This is a genomic window from Hymenobacter defluvii, from assembly GCF_017589435.1.
In the GTDB taxonomy this organism is placed as follows: domain Bacteria; phylum Bacteroidota; class Bacteroidia; order Cytophagales; family Hymenobacteraceae; genus Hymenobacter; species Hymenobacter profundi.
Genome location: NZ_JAGETX010000006.1, coordinates 89,444 through 110,690, shown reverse-complemented (window position 1 = coordinate 110,690; position 21,247 = coordinate 89,444). Strand labels below are relative to the sequence as shown.

Annotated in this window: 19 protein-coding genes; 13 read left to right on the top strand and 6 right to left on the bottom strand. The window is 55.4% G+C overall.

Annotation, left to right across the window (positions count from 1 at the left end; genetic code table 11):
- Positions 1 to 190 precede the first annotated feature (190 nt).
- From nuoD to J4D97_RS12305, 7 genes are all read left to right on the top strand, one after another.
- On the top strand, positions 191 to 1,384 hold the full coding sequence (gene nuoD / locus J4D97_RS12335) for an NADH dehydrogenase (quinone) subunit D (protein ID WP_243900297.1): 1,194 nt from the start codon (positions 191 to 193) through the stop codon (positions 1,382 to 1,384).
- Between the two features lie 22 nt (positions 1,385 to 1,406).
- The gene (nuoE, locus tag J4D97_RS12330) at positions 1,407 to 1,964 is read left to right on the top strand and encodes a complex I 24 kDa subunit family protein (RefSeq protein ID WP_185282478.1); all 558 of its coding nucleotides are present in this window, start codon (positions 1,407 to 1,409) and stop codon (positions 1,962 to 1,964) included.
- A gap of 50 nt (positions 1,965 to 2,014) precedes the next feature.
- Positions 2,015 to 3,355, top strand: coding sequence for an NADH-quinone oxidoreductase subunit NuoF (gene nuoF, locus J4D97_RS12325; RefSeq protein WP_208307829.1), 1,341 nt, complete (start codon positions 2,015 to 2,017; stop codon positions 3,353 to 3,355).
- 131 nt (positions 3,356 to 3,486) lie between these two features.
- Positions 3,487 to 4,488, top strand: a complete 1,002-nt coding sequence (locus J4D97_RS12320) for a 2Fe-2S iron-sulfur cluster-binding protein (protein WP_185282476.1) — start codon at positions 3,487 to 3,489, stop codon at positions 4,486 to 4,488.
- 100 nt (positions 4,489 to 4,588) lie between these two features.
- Positions 4,589 to 5,668, top strand: coding sequence for an NADH-quinone oxidoreductase subunit NuoH (nuoH, locus tag J4D97_RS12315; protein ID WP_185282475.1), 1,080 nt, complete (start codon positions 4,589 to 4,591; stop codon positions 5,666 to 5,668).
- 20 nt (positions 5,669 to 5,688) lie between these two features.
- A complete protein-coding gene (locus tag J4D97_RS12310) occupies positions 5,689 to 6,267 on the top strand; it encodes a NuoI/complex I 23 kDa subunit family protein (RefSeq protein WP_185282474.1) in 579 nt (192 codons plus the stop codon).
- Positions 6,268 to 6,353: 86 nt separating this feature from the next.
- Positions 6,354 to 6,863 (top strand): NADH-quinone oxidoreductase subunit J family protein, encoded by a 510-nt coding sequence (locus J4D97_RS12305; protein WP_208307828.1) that lies wholly within the window; start codon positions 6,354 to 6,356, stop codon positions 6,861 to 6,863.
- A 61-nt stretch (positions 6,864 to 6,924) separates the two neighbouring features.
- Here the strand turns inward: J4D97_RS12305 and J4D97_RS12300 are convergent, their stop codons facing one another.
- Both J4D97_RS12300 and J4D97_RS12295 read right to left on the bottom strand, forming a co-directional pair.
- Positions 6,925 to 7,218, bottom strand: a complete 294-nt coding sequence (locus tag J4D97_RS12300) for a hypothetical protein (protein WP_208307827.1) — start codon at positions 7,216 to 7,218, stop codon at positions 6,925 to 6,927.
- Positions 7,219 to 7,364: 146 nt separating this feature from the next.
- Positions 7,365 to 7,967 (bottom strand): RNA polymerase sigma factor, encoded by a 603-nt coding sequence (locus J4D97_RS12295; protein WP_243900281.1) that lies wholly within the window; start codon positions 7,965 to 7,967, stop codon positions 7,365 to 7,367.
- Between the two features lie 245 nt (positions 7,968 to 8,212).
- On the opposite strand from J4D97_RS12295, the gene nuoK reads away from it, so the two are divergent.
- The 4 genes from nuoK to J4D97_RS12275 all read left to right on the top strand — a co-directional run bounded on the left by nuoK (position 8,213) and on the right by J4D97_RS12275 (position 13,669).
- On the top strand, positions 8,213 to 8,545 hold the full coding sequence (gene nuoK / locus J4D97_RS12290) for an NADH-quinone oxidoreductase subunit NuoK (protein ID WP_185282471.1): 333 nt from the start codon (positions 8,213 to 8,215) through the stop codon (positions 8,543 to 8,545).
- 105 nt (positions 8,546 to 8,650) lie between these two features.
- Positions 8,651 to 10,603, top strand: coding sequence for an NADH-quinone oxidoreductase subunit L (nuoL, locus tag J4D97_RS12285; protein WP_208307826.1), 1,953 nt, complete (start codon positions 8,651 to 8,653; stop codon positions 10,601 to 10,603).
- A gap of 108 nt (positions 10,604 to 10,711) precedes the next feature.
- Positions 10,712 to 12,178: a complex I subunit 4 family protein gene (locus J4D97_RS12280; RefSeq protein WP_208307825.1), complete on the top strand. Its 1,467-nt coding sequence runs from the start codon at positions 10,712 to 10,714 to the stop codon at positions 12,176 to 12,178.
- Positions 12,179 to 12,277: 99 nt separating this feature from the next.
- Positions 12,278 to 13,669 (top strand): NADH-quinone oxidoreductase subunit N, encoded by a 1,392-nt coding sequence (locus J4D97_RS12275; RefSeq protein WP_208307824.1) that lies wholly within the window; start codon positions 12,278 to 12,280, stop codon positions 13,667 to 13,669.
- 137 nt (positions 13,670 to 13,806) lie between these two features.
- Here J4D97_RS12275 and J4D97_RS12270 read toward each other — a convergent pair whose 3' ends face one another.
- From J4D97_RS12270 to J4D97_RS12260, 3 genes are all read right to left on the bottom strand, one after another.
- On the bottom strand, positions 13,807 to 14,616 hold the full coding sequence (locus tag J4D97_RS12270; RefSeq protein ID WP_208307823.1) for a 3'-5' exonuclease: 810 nt from the start codon (positions 14,614 to 14,616) through the stop codon (positions 13,807 to 13,809).
- A gap of 76 nt (positions 14,617 to 14,692) precedes the next feature.
- The gene (locus J4D97_RS12265; RefSeq protein ID WP_208307822.1) at positions 14,693 to 15,352 is read right to left on the bottom strand and encodes an SdpI family protein; all 660 of its coding nucleotides are present in this window, start codon (positions 15,350 to 15,352) and stop codon (positions 14,693 to 14,695) included.
- 681 nt (positions 15,353 to 16,033) lie between these two features.
- Positions 16,034 to 16,309 (bottom strand): autorepressor SdpR family transcription factor, encoded by a 276-nt coding sequence (locus J4D97_RS12260; RefSeq protein WP_208307821.1) that lies wholly within the window; start codon positions 16,307 to 16,309, stop codon positions 16,034 to 16,036.
- A 343-nt stretch (positions 16,310 to 16,652) separates the two neighbouring features.
- Between J4D97_RS12260 and J4D97_RS12255 the strand changes: the two genes are divergently transcribed.
- Positions 16,653 to 18,167 (top strand): DUF4394 domain-containing protein, encoded by a 1,515-nt coding sequence (locus tag J4D97_RS12255; RefSeq protein WP_208307820.1) that lies wholly within the window; start codon positions 16,653 to 16,655, stop codon positions 18,165 to 18,167.
- Between the two features lie 78 nt (positions 18,168 to 18,245).
- Here the strand turns inward: J4D97_RS12255 and aspS are convergent, their stop codons facing one another.
- Positions 18,246 to 20,012: an aspartate--tRNA ligase gene (gene aspS, locus J4D97_RS12250; RefSeq protein ID WP_208307819.1), complete on the bottom strand. Its 1,767-nt coding sequence runs from the start codon at positions 20,010 to 20,012 to the stop codon at positions 18,246 to 18,248.
- A gap of 208 nt (positions 20,013 to 20,220) precedes the next feature.
- Between aspS and J4D97_RS12245 the strand changes: the two genes are divergently transcribed.
- Positions 20,221 to 21,111: an ABC transporter ATP-binding protein gene (locus J4D97_RS12245; protein ID WP_185282461.1), complete on the top strand. Its 891-nt coding sequence runs from the start codon at positions 20,221 to 20,223 to the stop codon at positions 21,109 to 21,111.
- The last annotated feature ends 136 nt before the right edge of the window (positions 21,112 to 21,247 follow it).

Genomic DNA, 21,247 nt, shown 5'->3' with positions numbered 1-21,247 from the left:
TATTTGATCTGTCATGCTAAGAAACGAAGCATCTTATCACGGCGGCGTTTAGTAGGCTCTAACTCAATGTGGCGCAGGCGTGATAAGGTCCTTCGCCGCGCTCAGGATGACACCATTTGATATGGCAGTAAACGACACTCTCGACGGTACGCATAAGATTATAGAAGAGGCACGTGACCAGAATTTTGGTATGAACGTGCCGATGCTTAACGACTTCAGCCAAGAGCTAACGACCCTGAACCTGGGGCCTACGCACCCGGCTACGCACGGTATTTTCCAGAACATCCTGCAAATGGATGGGGAGCGGATTGTATCGGGCGTGCCTACCATCGGCTACATCCACCGCGCCTTCGAGAAGATTGCGGAGCGCCGGCCGTTCTACCAGATTACGCCCCTAACGGACCGCATGAACTACTGCTCGTCGCCCATCAACAACATGGGCTGGCATATGACGGTAGAGAAGCTGTTGGGCGTGACAGTTCCCAAACGCGCGCAGTACATGCGCGTGATTATGATGGAGTTGGCCCGCATTGCTGACCACTTGGTATGCAACGGTATCTTGGGGGTAGATACGGGCGCTTTCACTGGCTTCCTGTATGTATTCGAGGAGCGCGAAAACATCTACGAGATTTACGAAGAAGTTTGCGGTTCGCGCTTGACCACCAACATGGGCCGGGTAGGCGGCATGGAGCGCGACTTCTCCGACGTAGCCATTCAGAAGCTGCGCACGTGGCTGAAGCGCTTCCCCGATGTGATGCGGGAATTTGAGAAGCTGTTCAACCGCAACCGCATCTTCATGGACCGCACCATCGATGTGGGCGGTATCACGGCAGAAAAGGCGCTGAATTACGGCTTCACCGGCCCCAACCTGCGCGCCACTGGTGTTGATTATGATGTGCGTGTAATGAACCCCTATTCTTCCTATGAAGACTTCGATTTCGAAATTCCAGTAGGTACCAAGGGCGACACCTATGACCGTTACTTGGTGCGCAACGCCGAAATCTGGCAGAGCCTCCGCATCATTGAGCAAGCCCTAGAAAACCTCCCCGAAGGCCCTTTCCACGCCGACGCACCGCATTACTACCTGCCGCCCAAGCAGGCCGTGTACAAAAACATGGAGGCGCTTATCTACCACTTCAAAATCATCATGGGGGAGATAGACGCGCCAGTAGGTGAGGTGTATCACTCTGTGGAAGGCGGTAATGGCGAGTTGGGCTTCTACCTGATTTCGGATGGAGGTCGCACGCCCTACCGCCTGCACTTCCGTCGGCCTTGCTTTATCTATTACCAAGCCTACCCCGAAATGGTAGTAGGCCAGTCGCTCTCCGATGCCATCCTCACGCTGTCGTCGATGAACGTAATTGCCGGCGAACTGGACGCCTAGTATGCCGCTGAATCTGATTGATATGGAACCCACGAACGCCCCCGCCAAGCCTCAGTTTTCGGCCGCTGCTCAGGACGAAATCAAGCGCATCATCACGCACTACCCCGAGGACCGCAAGAAGTCGGCGCTACTCCCGGTGCTGCACATTGCCCAAGCCGAGTTTGGCGGTTGGGTGAGCCCCGAGGTGCAAACGCTGGTAGCCGAAACGTTGGACCTCAAGCCCATTGAGGTGTACGAGGTAGCCACGTTCTACACCATGTTCAACCTAAAACCAGTGGGCAAGCACGTGTTGGAAATTTGCCGCACGGGTCCTTGCATGCTGCGCGGTTCCGACGAGCTAACGGCCCACCTAGAGCGCCTGACAGGTGCTAGGGTAGGTGGTGAGACCTCGCCCGATGGCTTGTTCACCTTGAAAGAAGTGGAATGCTTGGCGGCCTGCGGATTTGCTCCCATTGTGCAGGTGCGGGAGAAATATTACGAGCAGCTTGATACGCCCGAAAATGTGGATGCCATGCTCACAGAGCTGCGCAATATGGTGCACCGGCCTATTCTTCCGTGGGAAGCACTGGCGCAGCATTAATCGGGCAGGAAAATTAGACGATTGGCGAATAGTTACTAGCGCACACGATCATGGGACGCAAACTGCTGACTGAACATATTAACGTTGAAGGCATTGACACTTTTGAGGTATACCGCAAACACGGCGGCTACCGCTCGGTGGAGAAGGCCTTGAAGACAATGACCCCCGATGAGGTGGTAGAGGAAGTGAAGAAGTCGGGCCTGCGTGGGCGCGGCGGCGCAGGCTTCCCTACTGGCCTAAAGTGGAGCTTTATGGCGAAGCCAGAAGGCGTGCCGCGCCACTTGGTGTGCAACGCCGACGAATCGGAGCCGGGCACATTCAAGGACCGTCAATTGATGTCGAAGCTGCCGCACTTGCTCATTGAAGGCATGATTACGAGCAGCTACGCGCTGGGCGCTAATACCTCGTACATCTACATTCGCGGCGAGTTGCTGTACGTACTGCGCATCCTGGAAAAAGCTATTTCGGAGGCGTATGCCAATGGTTTCTTGGGCAAAAACATCCTCGGCTCGGGCTACGACCTGGATTTGCACGTGCATCCCGGTGGTGGCGCGTATATCTGCGGCGAGGAAACGGCTCTGCTCGAATCATTGGAGGGCAAGCGCGGCAACCCGCGTAACAAGCCACCATTCCCAGCTGTGCAGGGCCTTTATGCTCGTCCCACGGTAGTAAACAACGTGGAGTCGATTGCAGCCGTGGTTCCCATTATCAACGATGGCGGCGATGAATACGCCAAGTTGGGGGTAGGTAAGAGCACGGGCACTAAGTTGTTCTCGGCTTGTGGTCACCTCAACAAACCCGGCATCTACGAAATTGAGCTGGGTGTGCCCGTTGAAGAATTCATCTACTCCGATGAGTACTGCGGTGGCATCTGGAAGGGTAGAGAGCTGAAAGCAGTAGTAGCCGGTGGCTCTTCCGTACCAATCCTACCCAAAGAGTTAATTCTGAAGACGGCAGCCGGTGAAGACCGCCTGATGACTTATGAATCTCTCTCCGATGGTGGCTTCGTGACGGGGACTATGCTGGGCTCGGGTGGCTTTATTGCCATGGACGAAACCACATGCATAGTGCGCAATACCTGGAGCTTCTCGCGGTTTTATCACCACGAAAGCTGCGGCCAATGCTCGCCCTGCCGCGAAGGCACGGGCTGGATGGAAAAAGTGCTGCACCGTCTGGAGCATGGTCACGGTCACATGGAGGACATCGACCTACTCGTGAGCGTAGCCAAGCAAATCGAGGGCAATACGATTTGTCCGCTGGGTGAAGCCGCCGCGTGGCCGGTGGCTGCCGCTGTGCGCCACTTTCGCGACGAATTTGAGTGGCACGTGACCCACGCCAAGGAAGCCGCCCGCCCCGGCGCGGTCTACCCCGGCAAAGCGGTACTGGCTTAACTGTCATGCTGACGAAGGAAGCATCTTATCACGGCTGCTTTCGTCAAATTCACTAACTATTGCGGCGCTGACATGATAAGGTCCTTCGACACTGGCTTGATGCGCCACATGCTCATGATGACAAGTAAATAATGGCTAAAATAACCTTCGACGGCATTGAGATTGAGGTTCCGGACGGAACCACGATCATGAATGCGGCCCGCACCGTAGGCGGTAGCATTGTGCCACCGGCTATGTGCTACTACACGCCGCTGAAAGGCTCGGGCGGCAAGTGCCGGGCCTGCCTGGTGAAAGTAACGGCTGGCTCTACCAAGGACCCGCGCCCCATGCCCAAGCTGGTGCCTTCGTGCATTACCTCGGTGCAAGACGGAATGGTGGTAGAAAATACCGTGAACCAGCAAGTACTCGATGTGCGCAAGGGTATTGTGGAGATGCTGCTCATCAACCACCCCCTCGATTGCCCCGTGTGCGACCAAGCCGGTGAGTGTGATCTGCAAAACTTTGCTTTTGAGCACGGCGTGAGCACCACCCGCTATACTGAGGAGCGTCGCACGTTCGATAAAATCGACATTGGGCCGCTGATTCAGCTGCATATGACGCGCTGCATCCTGTGCTACCGCTGCGTGTACACGGCCAACCAGATAGCTGGCGACCGGGTACACGGTGTGCTGGGCCGCGGCGACGCCGCTGAAATCGGTACGTACATCGAGAACATCATCGACCAGGATTTCTCCGGCAACGTCATCGACGTGTGCCCGGTAGGCGCCCTTACCGACAAAACTTGGCGCTTCAAGCAACGCGTGTGGTTTACGAAGCCCGTGAATGCCCACCGCGACTGCCCCAAGTGTTCGGGCAACGTGCTGCTGTGGTACAAAGGCAAAGACGTGCTGCGCGTAACCGCCCGCAAGGACGAGTACGGCGAGGTGAAAGAGTGGATCTGCAACGAGTGTCGCTTCGAGAAAAAGGAAACGTCGGATTGGACCATTGAAGGTCCTGCCCACATCGACCGTTCTTCGGTTATTTCGGCCAACCACTACGAATTGCCGGTGCTCAACCACTCTGTAGTAGCCGACCTCCCCGAAAGCACGCAGCGCGAGTTGGAAAAGAACCCACCATTGAAATTAGGATCGTAAATCAAGCTCTTAGCTGATAGCTGTTGGCTATTAGCTCCCTGGTGCTTCATTATTAAACAACAGCTAACAGCTAACAGCTAATAGCTATCAGCTAAAAAGAATGTTAGAACTTCCTGCCCTCGGCTGGCAATCCATCGTCATCTTCGTGGTCTTCGCGCTATCGTTGCTGATTGCCACCTATTGCACTTACGCCGAGCGCGTCATTGCGGCCTTCCTGCAAGACCGGGTAGGCCCGGACCGCGCTGGCCCTTACGGCCTCGCTCAACCACTAGCTGATGCTGTGAAGATGTTCACCAAGGAGGAGTTTTTTCCTAGTGGCGCCAATACGGCCCTGTTCATCTTCGGTCCTTGCTTGGCCATGATTACGGCGCTGATGTCGTCGGCGGTTATTCCGTTCGGCAACGTGCTGGAGTTCGGTTCCAACTACTTCTTTCTGCAAGGCATTGAGGTAAATATCGGCCTGCTGTGGGTGTTCGGTGTGGTATCGCTGGGCGTGTACGGCATTATGATTGGCGGTTGGGCCTCCAACAACAAATTCTCACTACTAGGTGCTATCCGGGCGGCTTCGCAGAACATCAGCTACGAATTGGCTATGGGCCTGTCGCTGATTGCAGTGCTGATGATTTCAGGTACGCTGTCGCTACGCGACATAACATTACAGCAGTCGGTGGCCGGTGAGTGGCACTTCTGGAATATCGTGAAACAGCCGTTGGGCTTCATCATTTTCCTGGTATGTGCTTTCGCTGAAACCAACCGTACGCCCTTCGACTTGCCTGAGTGCGAAACGGAACTGGTAGGTGGTTATCACACCGAATATTCGTCGATGAAACTAGGCCTGTACCTATTCTCGGAATACGTAAACATATTCGTAGCTTCGGCCGTGATGAGCGTACTGTACTTCGGCGGCTTCAACTTCCCTTTCCAATACGAACTGCGCGACTGGTTGGTGAGCAACCAAGATTGGACGCTGGCCGGCGCACAAAACCTGATTACCATTCTAGGCACTGTGCTGCTGTTCGGGAAGATTTTCGGCTTCATCTTCTTCTTTATGTGGGTGCGCTGGACCCTACCCCGCTTCCGCTACGACCAACTGATGCGCTTGGGCTGGACTATTCTCATTCCCCTGTCCATCTTCAACATCCTGCTCACCGGTGGTCTGATTACTTTCGGTATCATTTAGTAGGCTTTTGATCTGACCTTATGCAATCCCTTAGCAATAGAGCCAAGCAAGTTGAAAAGAAGCCCATGACGCTGGCCGAGCGGGCCTACCTGCCGGCTATCTTTCAGGGCTTGAGCATTACGATGCGGCACTTCTTTATGAAGAAGCCCACCATTCGCTACCCTGAGGAGCAGCGCCCGTTTTCGCCCGTGTTCCGCGGCCTGCACGTGCTGAAGCGCGACGAGCAGGGTAGAGAGCGGTGCACTGCCTGCGGCCTCTGCGCCGTAGCTTGCCCCGCCGAAGCCATTACGATGGTGGCCGGTGAGCGGAAAAAAGGGGAAGAAAATCTGTACCGTGAGGAGAAGTACGCCATTAGCTACGAAATCAACATGCTGCGGTGTATCTTCTGCGGCCTCTGCGAAGAAGCCTGCCCGAAAGCCGCCGTGTACCTGCAAGCCGACAAAATGGCGCCGCCACGCTTCGAGCGCGACGAGTTCATTTACGGTAAGAACCGTTTGGTAGAGCCCGTTTCGCCGGATGACCGCTCGAAGCGCGGCATTCAGCTCACGGAGGAACAAGCCCAGCAGCTACGCACCAAGATGGACGCACAACTGGCGTAGCTTCTCTTTTCCAAATTCCATCCTCCCTACCCCTCCTTGCAAAGGGAGGGGCGTTGGTTTCCCGCTTTTAGCCATAGCTTTGCCCTATGTCCCCACTTTTTCTCTTCCTGTCGTTTCTGGCGCTGCTGAGCGCGCTGGGCGTGGTTATCGCCAAGAACCCTGTGCACAGCGTGCTGTTCCTGATCCTGACGTTCTTCGCTTTGTCGGGGCACTACTTGATCCTGAACGCGCAGTTTCTGGCAGCTGTGAATATCATCGTGTACGCAGGTGCTATCATGGTATTGTTCCTGTTCGTGATTATGTTCTTGAACCTGAACGCTGACACGGAACCTAAAAAGCCTATACTGGCCCAGATAGCCGCCGTTATTGCGGGTGGTTCGCTGCTGCTAGTACTGGTGGCTGCCCTCCGCAACGTGGAGCCGGTAGGTTATAATGCCGCTACCTTCGACTCGCAGATTGGCATGGTAGACCGTCTTGGTTTGGTGCTCTACGATCAGTATCTATTGCCTTTCGAATTGGCCTCTATACTTTTCCTAGCCGCTATGGTAGGTGCAGTGATGCTAGGTAAGCGCGAGACAGGCGAACGAAATTTTTAGAAGTTTCTCTTCTATATAAAAGCGAAAGCGGCAACTGAGGTTTCAGTTACCGCTTTCGCTTTTATACTTCCTTCGGAGCAGCCAATGGCTCTTCGCCAAACTTCCGGCGCATCCAGGCTGGGCCACAAGCGCTCTGCATTTTCTGTTTGAATTTCTCCTGTTCCTCGGGCGTCATGGTAGCCATGCGACCGGCAATCTTTTGCTTCCAGGCATTACGACGACGTGCCCAACCTGCGCTGCCCCTACCCCATCCACCGAACAGAATACGCGAGAGTAATAGCAGACCGAGACCCTGCCAGAAACTAATAACTGGCCCGTTGAATATTTCCGGCACCAGCTTGTTCCAGAGAATCATAAAAAACTGGCCGACTATTGCAAGGAATAGAACGGCGAAGAGTGCGAATTTGAGGCCACGTAGCAGCCAAGAAGAGCGGTTCATTGTTGAGGTGCTAATGAGGTAATGTGCTGACACAGCATGTTGACTGTCGAAATAACCGAACGTCAATCCGTAAACAGTTCGGTGTAGAGCTTTTGCAGGCGTTTGCGCAGGTGTTGCACGGCGTAGTGCTTACGCGATATCAGAGTTTTGAGCGGCACGCCGGTTTCCTCTTCCATTTCGCGGAAGCTTTTCTCTTCCAACTCGTGCCAGATAAACACTTGGCGCTGAGCGGGCGGCAATTCCTCCAGCGCAGCAGCTAGGGCCTCCATCAACGTTTCGCGGAGTAGGCGATTCTCGGGCGCGTCGTCGGGAGCCGGTAGGATGTCGGCGAGCAGCAGCGAGTCGTCTTCATCCGTGCCCGTTGCGTGCAGTTCGTCTTCCAGCGAAGCAGTTTTCTTGCGGCGATACAGGTCGGTGATGCGGTTGCGCGCCACCCGAAACAGCCACGCCGCCGCTTGCTCTACGGGCTTCAGTAGCCGGTAGCTTTCTACCAGTTCAGCAAAAACGTCTTGCAATACGTCTTCGGCTTCGGCTTCGTCGGGAATACGGCGGCGGATGAAGGCCAGTAACCGGGCCCGCTGTTCGCGCACCGCTTGCTGAATCTGCCGGTCCTGGTGGCCTGCATCCATGTAGGCATTATCGAGCATGAGGGGTAGCGTTTCCATTCTGCTAACACAGACGGATGAAGGCCGAAAATACTTGAACAAACCCTCACATTTTCTTTGGTGTGTGTACGCCCTAGCCCTATTGATACAGTGGCAATTGCTCCTCGCTATCTTGCTGGCGCTTGTTATGGGTAGCCACCGACAGGTTAGACTGGTTCCAAATCACGTTTTACAGTGGGGCTTTTCTATTTTTCCGATACCTTTGCCACCTATACTGTACCGCCCCCGCCGGCAAACCCCACCGCATGGACCAGACCATTCCGGAAGTAATCCGCACCGTACCACTCCAGTACTACGTGTTTTTCGCCACGGCCTTGTTTGCCATCGGAGTTACGGGCGTACTGATCCGGCGCAACGCCATCATCATTTTCATGTGCGTGGAGCTGATGCTGAACGCAGTGAATATCCTGCTGACAGCCTTTTCCGCCTACCGCGCCGATGCTAACGGACAGGTATTCGTGTTTTTCATCATGGCCGTAGCCGCCGCCGAGGTATCGGTAGGGCTGGGCATTATTGTGATGATCTACCGCAATTTCCAGACTACTGACGTCAACCTGCTCAGCCGACTAAAGTTTTAAATTGGCGTCCGAGGGGACAGAGGATTTGCGTGTTTGAGTTGATGCTATAAGATCGACAAAGAACAACTCCCAGTCCTTCAGTCCCCAAAACCCAGTCCCTATCTTATGCAAGAAACTGTACTACCCCTTCACGGAGCCCCGCACGCCACGCTGCTTTATGTGCTGATTCCGCTGCTGCCGTTTCTGGGTTTTCTGATTAATGGCCTGATGAACCGGCGCTTGTCGGGCACGGTATCGGGGGCACTGGGCAGTGTGATGGTGCTGGGCTCGTTCCTGATTTCCTGCTACCTATTTACCACGTTCGAGTACCAGTATACAGTGCCGCTGTTCGACTGGATTTCGGTGGGCTCGCTCCAAATTCCATTCTCCTACCAGGTCGATCAGCTGAGCCTGATTATGCTGCTGCTGGTGACGGGGGTAGGCTTCCTGATTCACGTATACAGCATCGGCTACATGCACCACGACGAGAACGTGGGCAAGTTTTTCGCCTTCCTGAACCTGTTCGTGTTCAGCATGCTGGTGCTGGTGTTGGGTTCCAACTTCGTGATTCTATTTGTGGGCTGGGAAGGCGTAGGGCTGTGCTCCTACCTGCTGATCGGCTTCTGGAACAAGGAAACCGCCAACAACAACGCTGCTAAGAAAGCCTTCATCATCAACCGGGTAGGCGACTTGGGCTTCCTGCTCGGCATCTTCCTGATTTATCTGACCTTCAATTCGGTACAGTATGCCGAGGTATTCCAGAAAGCCAGCCTGGGACAGTTCGGACCCTACTCGGTGGCGGTGGTTACGGCCATTACGCTGCTGTTGTTTGTAGGCGCGGCCGGTAAATCGGCTCAGATTCCGCTCTACACCTGGCTGCCCGATGCCATGGCCGGCCCTACCCCCGTATCGGCCCTCATTCACGCCGCTACCATGGTGACGGCGGGTATCTACATGGTGCTCCGCGCCAACGTGCTGTTCACGCTGGCTCCCGAAACGCTGGAAGTTATAGCGGTTGTTGGCGCGGCTACGGCGCTGTTTGCGGCTACCATCGGTCTGGCGCAAAACGATATCAAGAAGGTACTGGCTTACTCCACCGTGTCGCAACTGGGCTATATGTTCCTGGCGCTGGGCGTGATGGGCTACTCTACCTCGCTGTTTCACGTGCTCACGCACGCATTCTTCAAGGCGTTGCTGTTCCTGGGTGCGGGTTCTGTGATTCACGCCATGAGCAATGAGCAAGACATTCGCCGAATGGGCGGCTTGCGCAAGGCCCTACCCGTCACTTTCGCTACCTTCCTCATTGGCTGCTTAGCCATTTCGGGCATTCCGCCCTTCTCGGGTTTCTTTTCGAAAGATGAGATTCTGAGCCACGTGTACGAGCACAGCAAGGTGCTGTATGCGGTAGGCCTGTTCACGGCGTTCCTGACGGCCTTCTACATGTTCCGCCTGCTGTTCCTGACGTTCTTCGGTGAGTTTCGCGGCACGGAGGAACAAAAGCACCACCTGCACGAGTCGCCAGCCAGCATGACGCTGCCACTGATTGTATTGGCTATTCTAGCAGCTGTGGGCGGCTTTATGGGCGCTCCCATGCTACTCGGCGGCAAGCACTACCTCGCCGATTACCTCGCGCCTATCTTCACCTACTCGCAGCGCCTCAACCCGGCCGCTTTCGGCCAGGAGCCCGACCACAACACCGAGCTGATGCTGATTGGCCTCTCGGTAGCCGCGGCCGTGCTGGGCATTGTGCTGGCCTACGTGCAGTACGTGAGCCGCGCCGCACGCCCCGCCGAGGACGACGCCCAGCACTCGGCCCCAGAGAGCCTAGTGTATCACAAATATTACATCGACGAACTGTACAACGCCCTGTTCGTGCGGCCTATTATGTGGCTCTCTCGCGGCCTCTACCGCTTCGTAGAGCAAAGCATCATCGACCCCATCGTAAACGGTTTCGGCCGTGTTACTCTCGGTGGTAGCCAGCTGCTGCGCTACGTGCAAACCGGCTCGGTGGAAACCTACTTGATTCTGATGGTAGTGGGAATTGTGCTGGTACTCGCGCTGAATTTCGTGCGATTCTAGACCGCTCATCCATAGTTACTGCCACGCAGCTTTTCGCCTCATATAGTAGTAAACTGCTGACTTACCGCTCCTTGTTTCAGAGCGCCCCAAGAACAACCTGATTAGCTAATGCTCACCGTCTTTCTCCTACTCTGGCCCGTGGCGGCTGCTTTACTGCTGCACTTCTTTAAAGGGGGCGCGGCCCGCGTGGTGGCCTTGGGCGCGGCGCTGGTTGAACTGGCGGTAGCCGCCTTCGCTGCCATCGTGTCGCGCGGCAACGTTAGCGGTCAGTTCGATGTCAGCTACCAGTGGGTAGCCTCTGCGGGCATCAACTTCCACGTAGGCATGGATGGCCTGAGCGTGTTGCTGGTGCTGCTCACGGCGTTTCTAGTGCCCATCATTCTGCTAGCCGCCTTCCGCCGCGAGTATGAGAACCCCTCCACGCTGTACGCGCTGGTGCTGTTTATGCAAACCGGGCTGGTAGGCGTGTTCGTGTCGCTGGATGCGTTCTTGTTCTACTTCTTCTGGGAAGTGGCACTTATTCCCATTTACTTCATTGCCGGCGTGTGGGGTGGCGAGCGGCGCGTACAGGTCACGTTCAAGTTCTTCCTGTATACCATCATTGGCTCGCTGTTTATGCTGGCCGGCTTCGTGTACCTGTATTTCCAGACCGGCCCGGCCGCGTCAGGGCTGGCGCAGCACTCTTCGGAGCTGTCGGCTTTCTACAACCTGAACCTGAGCAGCAGCGAGCAGTCGTGGCTGTTCTGGCTGATTTTCGCGGCCTTCGCCGTGAAAATGCCCATCTTTCCCTTCCATACTTGGCAGCCGGACACCTATACCGAGTCGCCCACGGTGGCGACCATGCTGCTCTCGGGCATCATGCTGAAAATGGGTGTGTATGGCGTGATGCGCTGGCTTCTACCCGTTGTCCCTTACGGCGTAAGCCAATGGCAGCCGCTGGTGCTGATTCTGTCAATTATCGGTATCGTGTACGGAGCCATCATCGCCATCCGGCAGCACGACATCAAGCGCCTGATTGCCTACTCTTCGTTTTCGCACGTGGGCCTGATGGCCGCAGGTATGTTCTCGCTTACCCAAATTGGCCTGCAAGGCGCCGTGATTCAGATGCTGGCCCACGGCGTGAACGTGGTCGGCCTGTTCTTCGCCGCCGACGTGATTGAGCGCCGCACCGGCACCCGCAACATCGCCGACCTCGGTGGCCTCACGCGCCGCACACCCCTGCTCACAGTTACCTTCCTGGTAGTGCTGCTGGGCTCAGCAGCCTTACCCCTCACCAGCGGTTTTGTGGGCGAGTTCCTATTGCTAGCGGGTGTATATGAATACAACGCCTGGATGGGCGCGGTGGCAGGCCTCACGGTCATCTTTGCAGCGGTTTACCTGCTACGCATGTTCCAGCGGGTGATGCTGGGGCCGGATTCAAGCTTCTCTGCCACCATTACTGACCTTACCGGCGCCGAACTGGCCGTGATGGTTCCGCTAGTGGTATTGGTCTTCTGGATTGGTCTGTTCCCGAACACCTTCCTGCACATTTCGGAACCAGCGGTGATGCAGCTGCTGAATATCGTGAAACGATAGGTACTTTTTGGCTGCTGGCCACTCGCTGTTAGCTGGTAGCTAACCGTGCAACGACAAAAGCTAGCAGCCAACAGCTAATAGCTAATAGCTTCTCATCCCATGACTTCTCTCATTATACTTTCCGTTTTTGGCATCATCAACCTGTTTTTGGGTTTTCTGCGCTCCAACAAGCTGCTGATGCCCCTGGCGATGCTGGTGCTGGTCATTGTATTTGGGGCCAACGCTTACGACTGGAGCCTGGGTACGCAAAGCTTCTTCAGCGAAATGCTGGTGGTGGACCGCTACACGGTAGCCTTCACGGGTATTGTGGTCCTGACCACGCTGCTGCTCCTACCCTTCTCCGAGAAATACGTGCGCGAGGGCGAAGCCAACCTGGCCGAATACTACTCGCTGCTGCTGTTTGCGCTGGTAGGCGCCATTATGATGGTGGCCTACAATAACATGCTGATGCTGTTTATCGGCATTGAGATTATGAGCATTTCGATGTACGTGGTGGCCGGTGCCGACAAGCGCAACGCCCGCTCCAACGAAGCCGCGCTCAAGTACTTCCTGATGGGTGCCTTTGCCACGGGTATTTTGCTGTTCGGGGTAGCACTGGTGTACGGCGCTACGGGCACGTTTTATCTTTCTCAACTGAGTGCTGCCGTTACTAATCCGGCAAATGCGGAGTTCACTCCAATGCTGTATGTTGGCATCCTGTTGATTATCATTGGCATCAGCTTCAAGGTAGGCGCAGCCCCTTTCCACTTCTGGACCCCCGATGTGTACGAAGGTAGCCCTACCTTCTTCACGGCTTATATGAGTACGGTGGTGAAAACAGCTGGCTTCGCTGCTTTTTTCAAGCTGTTGCTTGTTGGTTTCGGGGGGGCACAGTCGTTCTGGCTACCTACCGTGCTGGCTATTACTATTCTGACGCTGCTCATTGGCAATCTAGGCGCGGTAGCCCAAACTAGCGTGAAGCGCATGCTGGCCTACTCCAGCATTTCGCACGCCGGCTACCTATTCATTGCCCTGGTAGCGTTCGATCAAAACCTGTCGGCCAACGGTATTTTCTTTTATTCGCTGGCTTACTCAGTAGCTACTATATCGGCTTTTGCGGTGCTGAAGCTGGTAGCCGATCAGCGCCAGCGCGAGGACTACGACGGCTTTGGCGGCCTGTACCGAACCAACCCACTCCTAGCGGGTTGCCTCACCATTTCGATGCTGTCGTTGGCGGGTATCCCGCTCACGGGGGGCTTCTTCGGTAAATTCTTCGTGTTCTCGGCTGCTGTTAGCCAAGGCTATATTGGGCTGGTGGTGTTTGCTCTGGTGATGTCGATGGTTAGTATCTACTACTACCTGCGGCCGGTTATTGCAGCGTATCTGCGGCCATTGCCGGAGAATGCGCAGCCGGTTTATGTCAGCAGCTTTCAATCGGTGATGCTGGTGGTGCTGGCCCTGCTTACGGTTGTGCTGGGCGTATTGCCCGGTTTGGTAAGCGGGCTGCTGTAGAAGTATTTGCTCAGGCAAAAACCGCTGTTATTCTAAACAAAGCGAAGGACCTTATCACGTATGAACGACTGTCGCAACAACGACTCGTTCAACGTGATAAGGTCCTTCGCTTTGTTTAGAATAACAGCGGTTTTTGCTTACGCCACCTGCATCTTCACATCGGGCCAGGGCATGTGGATCAGCTCCACGGTAGACCACAGTTCCCGTTGCCCACTGAGGTGCAGCAGCACGCGGGCAGTGGTTTCTACATCTTTCTGGCAGTAGGTAACGATGCGCGCCAGGTTCTTTTCTTTCCAATACACCTCCCCTACTTGCGAGCCATCAATATCGTCTTTGGGTGACGGAATATTGAAGGCGCCCGCCAACAAGGCCAACGACGTATAGCCTTTGTTGTCGCCAAACTTCCACATGTCCATCGTGTCGAGCAGGTGAGGCAGGTCCCAAGGCTTGTAGCCGGCAATGTCGAGCATGGGGGGTAGGGAGATGCCACAGATGACCATGCGACGGCCGAGGTAAGCGTAGTCGAACTCGCGGCCATTGTGGGCGCACAGAAAATAGCCATCGGGCGAGGCGCCCGGGAAGCGGCTGCGCAAGTCACCAAAGGGCTTGTGACGGTCCAGCAAGTTGGCAAAGCCTTTCAACACCACGCACTCATCGTCATCGGCGAAGGACTTCACGCGGAACTCCAGCGTTTCATCGGGTAGCATGCGGAAGTAGCCCACCGAGATGCACACGATTTTGCCAAACTCGGCGTACAAGCCCGCGTTGCCAAACAATTCGCTGGCTGTTTTACCCTCCGTGATTTCGCGCTGGTGCCGCTTGCCGCAAAACTTATCCCACAGCGCTTGGCGCTCGGTGCTCAGTTTGCTGTGGCAATCTTCGCAGGGAACCGTTTCTATATCAACAAGAAAGACTTTCGTCAGGTCGACGTGGCGGAGGGCATTCATACCGGCCGGAAATTATGGGGTAGGGAGACTACTGCCGAAGATAGGGGTTTCGGGCTGATGTATCCCAACAGTTCTACTACCCTAGTGTTTTCTCTTGTTGGCGGTACACGCCGTAGGAGTACCCATACGTGATGACCACCGAAGTTAGAATTAACGTGGCCAGTAACGTATTAGCGACTTTGGTGGATACTACCACTGTAGCTATCATCACCACCAGTCCTGACCAAAAGAACAGTCGCCCGCCCAGCCGGTGGGTTTTCTCCCATATCACGGGAAATTCCAGCGCCCACGGTGTCCGGATGCCCACAAAGTAGTTGGGGCGAACTGTCGTGAGATAGTTGCCGAGTAGCGCGAAGAAGATGCTTAATGCCAGCACTGCTTCTTTCCCAGTCATTATACTAGGATGGAGCGCTGCGTATAAGCTCATGCAGCCGAATACGCTTAAGCCGGCCACCAACGTCAGGCGGAGTTTCTGGAAGTTGGTAGCAGCACTATCTACGCGCCGTTTGGGATCGAAGCGCGGCAACCATGTTAATAGCAAGTAGATAGCAAGCGGTGCCACCAGGCACAACCACCACATCGACTCCTTGGCGGTATAGCCATTTGGCTGCCCATTAATGTCGAAGTGGGTAGGGATTTGTGCAGGTAGCTCATCCCATACTCCTGTTAAATAAATAGTAGGTAATACCAATAATACCAACGTCAGCAACTGCCAAAAGGAAAGGTTCGTTTTCATACTGCTAGAAGATAGAATGATGAATCTTTTACAATGGTCCTTCCGCAGCTAATTTTAACTGCACCCAACGCCGCCCGCATTGCCAACCAAAAAGTAAAACAGCTAGCAGATAAGCTCCTAGTATTAAGCTGACAACAAGAAAAAGAGCATAGCTAGCCGGTAGGATTTATATGGGTAGCATTACCAGCAGTCCGCTCGCAAATAACAACCGCCCCGCTAGACGGTAGCTGCGTGTCACCAAGTCGCCGTAGTGCTGCATAAAAGGCGTGTTGAACGTGAGAAGCAAGTATTTTGGCTGGCCTAACGCTACCTGATAGTTTCCTAGTAATACCATGAATACAGCCAGCGCGGTTGCTACCCACTGTGGCGAAATCGTATCAGGATGCGTGGTATTGTACAAGTAGTAACAGAACTGCAGGCTCAGAAACGCTATTATTACTCCGTGTGACTTGCGAAGACTACGGTTGCCAATAACTCGCTCTATATGAACCCTTTGCGCACCAATTAATCTAAAATCAGTGAGTATCTGCGTGAGGGCTACCGTTATCGGCAATAAAAAGATCCAGGGGATATGCTGGTACTGCGTGGAGGGTAGCGTAGCCAGTAGGAATAGCATGTATAGTAGTGGCAAGACGACAATACTGCACAATACAACCTTCTGACGGATAGAGAATAAAGGCTTCATGTAGTAGTGGTATCGGAAGAATTTTTGAACTGCATCATCCAGCCGATAATCTCATCAAACACCGTCATGTTCAAGGTATAGGTCACGAACTGGCCTTGCTTGTCGCTGGTGACGAGGTCGGCTTGGCGGAGTAGGTCGAGGTGGTGGCTGATGGTAGGCTTGGAGAAGTGGAAGGCCTCGGCAATGTCGCCGGCCGTGCGGGGGCCTTCGCGCAGCAATTCCAGGATGGCGCGGCGAGTAGGGTCGTTGAGGGCTTTGAAGAGAGCGTTCAAGTACTAATTTTATATTTAGACAAATATCTAAATAAGCTCTGAATTCCCTAGCTCCATTTCAAGAAAATTTTCCAACAGCTTGTTTTACTTACCTATGGCGCCGCCAACGTGCATGCTTATACGCTTGCCTATTTCTTATCACTAATGGCGTTTGCTACGGCCTCGGGGTACGGCAGTGCTATTTCTCCTTCCAACTAAAAAAGGGTATTAAAACTTATTAATTTAGCTTTAATTTCCTTTTAATGTCTGTATATCAAATAGTTATATATATTATGAAGCTGATTCAATCTGAACGGTAGTGGGTGCCGTAAGGCTGGGGTAGTATAATAATAACCCTAGCACAATGAAACACTCCTTTCTAAAAACTGCCGGCACGCTGGCTTTAGCATTCGGTCTGTCAGGCATGTTCACTGCCTGTAGCGACGACTCAGATGATCCTACCGTCAATAAAATTGACCTGGGATTTCAGGCGCTGACTGACAACAACCAACTGTTGTCGTTAAATGCCAATGATGCCGACGAATCGCCTGCCCCCGTTACCATCACGGGTCTGCAAAGCGGCGAGAAAATCATGAGCATCGACTACCGTCCTGCCACCGGCCAACTGTATGGTCTAGGCAGCACTAGCCGGCTCTACGTTATCAACCCTGCTACCGGCGCGGCGCGTGTAGTAGGCACCGCCCCCTTCACCCCTGCTATCAATGGTACGATGGCTACCATCGACTTCAACCCTACCGTAGACCGCCTGCGCCTGGTAACCAACACCGGCCAGAACCTGCGCCTGAACCCTGAAACCGGCGGCGTAGTGGCAACCGATGGCAGCATCAACGGCGTGACCAACGCGGCTATTTCGGCTGTGGCCTACACCAACTCGGTATCGGGCACCGCCACAACGACGCTCTACGACATTGATCCGGCCACAGACCGCCTATACCGGCAAGACCCACCCAACAACGGTACGCTGGTAGCCATTGGCGACCTGGGCGTGAACGTGACGGGCATGAGTGGTTTCGACATTGCCGCCGGCACCAACGACGCCTTTGCTGCCCTCACCGTAGACAACCGCTCGGGCCTATATAAGATTGACCTGACCTCGGGCCGCGCCACGCGCTACGACGATTTCGACGACGATAACAACATCATCGGGTTGGCCATTCCTACCCAGGCAGTCGCCTACGGCGTAGATGCCAGCAACAACTTCATCACCTTCAACCCCACCAGCCCCCAAACGCAGGTATCGAAGCCTATTACGGGCGTGCAGAGCGGTGAGCAGATTGTGGGCCTAGACATGCGCCCCGCCACCGGCCAGCTCTACGGCTTGGGTAGCACTAACCGTGTGTATACCATCAATATGTCGTCGGGCGTGGCTACGGTGGTAGGTAGTGTGCTTCTACCCCTCTCGGGTGTGGAATTTGGGTTTGATTTCAATCCAGTGGCAGACCGCATCCGCATTATAAGCAATACAGGTATCAACCTGCGCGTGAACCCAATTGATGGTGTGGCTATTATAGATGGCCCATTGAACCCAGGTACACCCAACGTAACGGCATCGGCCTACACCAACAACTTCGCTGGTACCACCACCACGGTACTCTACAACATCGACTCGAACAACGACCAGCTCTACCGCCAGGACCCACCTAACAACGGTACTCTGGTAGCAGTGGGCGCGCTGGGCGTGAACACGACCGGTGCAAATGGCTTTGACATTGGCGGCACCAGCGGCACCGGCTTTGCCGTGCTGACGGTAGGCACCAGCGCCAGCGTGTACACCATCAACCTGACTTCCGGCGCCGCCACCAAAGGCGCCGACCTTCCTACCCCCCTGCGCGCTATGGCCGTGGGCCTGGGTTTCTAACATACCTATTCACACATAAGAAAGGGGCGCCTGAAGTATCAGGCGCCCCTTTCTTATGTGTGTTACTTTCTAGAAATTCTACTTCCCCGCTACCACATCCGTCTTAATACTCAACTCCTTCAGTTGCGCCTGCGAAATCTCGGAAGGCGAGTCAATCATCACGTCCCTGCCCGAGTTGTTCTTGGGGAAGGCGATGAAGTCGCGGATGGAGTCGGCGCCGCCAAAGAGGCTGCACAGGCGGTCGAAGCCGAAGGCGATGCCGCCGTGGGGCGGGGCGCCGTACTCGAAAGCGTCGAGCAGGAAGCCGAATTGCGCCTGCGCTTCCTCGGGGCTAAAACCGAGTAAGGAGAACATCTGGGCCTGCACGGCGCGGTTGTGGATACGGATGGAGCCGCCCCCTACCTCTACCCCGTTAATCACCATATCATAGGCGTTGGCGCGGGCCTGGCCGATGGTGGCGGGGTTGTCGAGTAGGGCCACGTCCTCGGGCTTGGGCGAGGTGAAGGGGTGGTGCATGGCGAAGTAGCGGCCTTCTTCCTCGATGTATTCGAGCAGGGGAAAGTCTACTACCCACAGGGCCGAGAAGGTATCCTTGTCGCGCAGGCCGAGGCGCTGGCCCATTTCCAGACGCAGTTCGCTTAGGGCCTTGCGGGTTTTATCGGCAGGGCCGGCCAAGATCAGCAGCAAATCACCCTCGTTGGCGTTGAAAGCAGCTTTCCACTTCTGTAGCTCCTCCTGCGAGTAGAACTTATCCACCGACGACTTCACGGTGCCGCCGGCTTCTATGCGAGCGTATACCAAGCCGGTAGCACCCAGTTGGGGACGCTTTACGAATTCCGTCAGCTCGTCTACCTGCTTGCGGGTGTAGGCGGCGCAGCTCATGGCGTTGATGCCTACTACCAGTTCCGCATTGTCGAATACCGGGAAACCCTGGCCTTTCACCACGTCATTCAGCTCCACGAACTTCATCTCGAAGCGTGTGTCGGGCTTGTCGTTGCCGTAGTAACGCATGGCATCGGCGTAATCCATGCGGGGTAGCTTGCCGATTTCCAGGCCTTTCACCTCTTCGAACAGGTATTGCACCAGGCCTTCGAAGGTGTTCAGGATGTCTTCTTGCTCTACGAAGGCCATTTCGCAGTCGATTTGGGTGAACTCCGGCTGGCGGTCGGCGCGCAGGTCTTCGTCGCGGAAGCACTTCACAATCTGGAAGTAGCGGTCGAAGCCCGACACCATCAGGAGTTGCTTGAAGGTTTGGGGCGACTGGGGTAGGGCGTAGAACTCGCCGGGGTTCATGCGCGAGGGCACCACAAAGTCGCGGGCGCCTTCGGGCGTGCTTTTGATGAGCACGGGCGTTTCCACCTCGATGAACTGTTGCGCGTCGAGGTAGCGGCGCACGGCCTGGGCCATGCGGTGGCGCAGCATCAGATTCTGGCGCACGGGCGCGCGGCGCAGGTCGAGGTAGCGGTACTTCATGCGCAGGTCGTCGCCGCCGTCAGTGTCGTCTTCGATGAGGAAGGGCGGCAGCTTAGCCGGGTTGAGCACCTCCAGGCTCTCCACCCGAATTTCAATGTCGCCGGTGGGCATCTTGTCGTTTTTGGAGTAGCGCTCGGCCACTTTGCCGGTCACCTGAATCACGAACTCGCGACCCAGCTCGCGGGCGGCTTCGCGTAGGGTTTCGGCCTCGCGGCCTTCTTCCAGCGCCAACTGCGTGATGCCGTACCGGTCGCGCAGATCAATCCAGAAAATGCCGCCTTTGTCGCGGGTGCGCTGCACCCAACCAACAAGCGTTACAGTTTGACCAGCATTTTCGAGGCGAAGCTCGCCATTGGTGTGCGTACGAAGCATAGTGGTAATGTTTTACGGTTGCGAAGGTAAAACGAATTTCTCGCAGAGGTGCGCGGAGTTCTAACGTCAACTGTCGTCGCGCTCTGCGGACCTTTGCGCCTACCCCCACGCACCTCTGCGAGAAATAAATATTACTACGCAACTTCTATAGCGTTTCCGCTATCTTATCCCCATCATCCCTACCCCTTACCAATCAGTCAGCAGCACGATGGAGCTACTTATCGAGAATTTATCGAAGACCTATGGCAACGGCGTACGCGCCCTCCAAAATGTATCCTTGCGCATCCCGACCGGCATGTTTGGCCTGCTTGGCCCGAACGGCGCCGGCAAGTCGTCGCTGATGCGCACCATTGCTACCCTACAGGAGGCCGATAGCGGCAGCATCACGCTGGGCGATATAGATGTGCTGCGCGACAAAGACGCCGTGCGCCGGGTGCTGGGCTACCTGCCGCAGGAGTTTGGTGTGTATCCTAAGATTTCGGCCGAACAGCTACTCGACCACTTTGCCGTACTCAAAGGACTGAGCGACAGCAAGCAACGGCGCGAGGTGGTGCATGGCCTGCTCCAGCGCACCAACCTCTATGAGGTGCGCAAGAAAAATCTGGGCGGCTACTCCGGCGGCATGAAGCAGCGCTTCGGCATTGCGCAGGCGCTGCTGGGCAACCCGCGCCTGATTATTGTGGACGAGCCCACCGCCGGCCTCGACCCGGCCGAGCGTAACCGCTTCCACAACCTGCTGGCCGAAATCGGGGAGAACATCATTGTGATTCTGAGCACGCACATTGTGTCCGACGTGAGCGACTTGTGCCGCAACATGGCCATCATCAACAAAGGCCAGGTGCTGCTCACCGGCGACCCGCTGCTGGTGATGCAGGAGCTGAACGGCCAGCTCTGGCGCCGCACCGTGGACAAAGACCAGCTGCCCGCTTTGCAACAGGAACAGCAAGTGATTTCGACGCGCCTATTCGCCGGCCGCACCATCGTGCACGTGGTCAGCGACGCGCAGCCGGGGCCAGACTACGAGGGCATTACCCCTACCCTGGAGGACGTGTATTTCGCCCGCATTGCGCAGGCTGAGCGGAAGGTGGCATTGGCGTAACCCCACCCCCTAGCCCCCTCCCCTCCGGGAGAGGGGGACTAGCTTTTAGATTTCTAAAGGTTAAGACTAGGATTAGTTCCCCCTCTCCCGGAGGGGAGGGGGCTAGGGGGTGGGGTTACACCAGCGTCATTTCTAT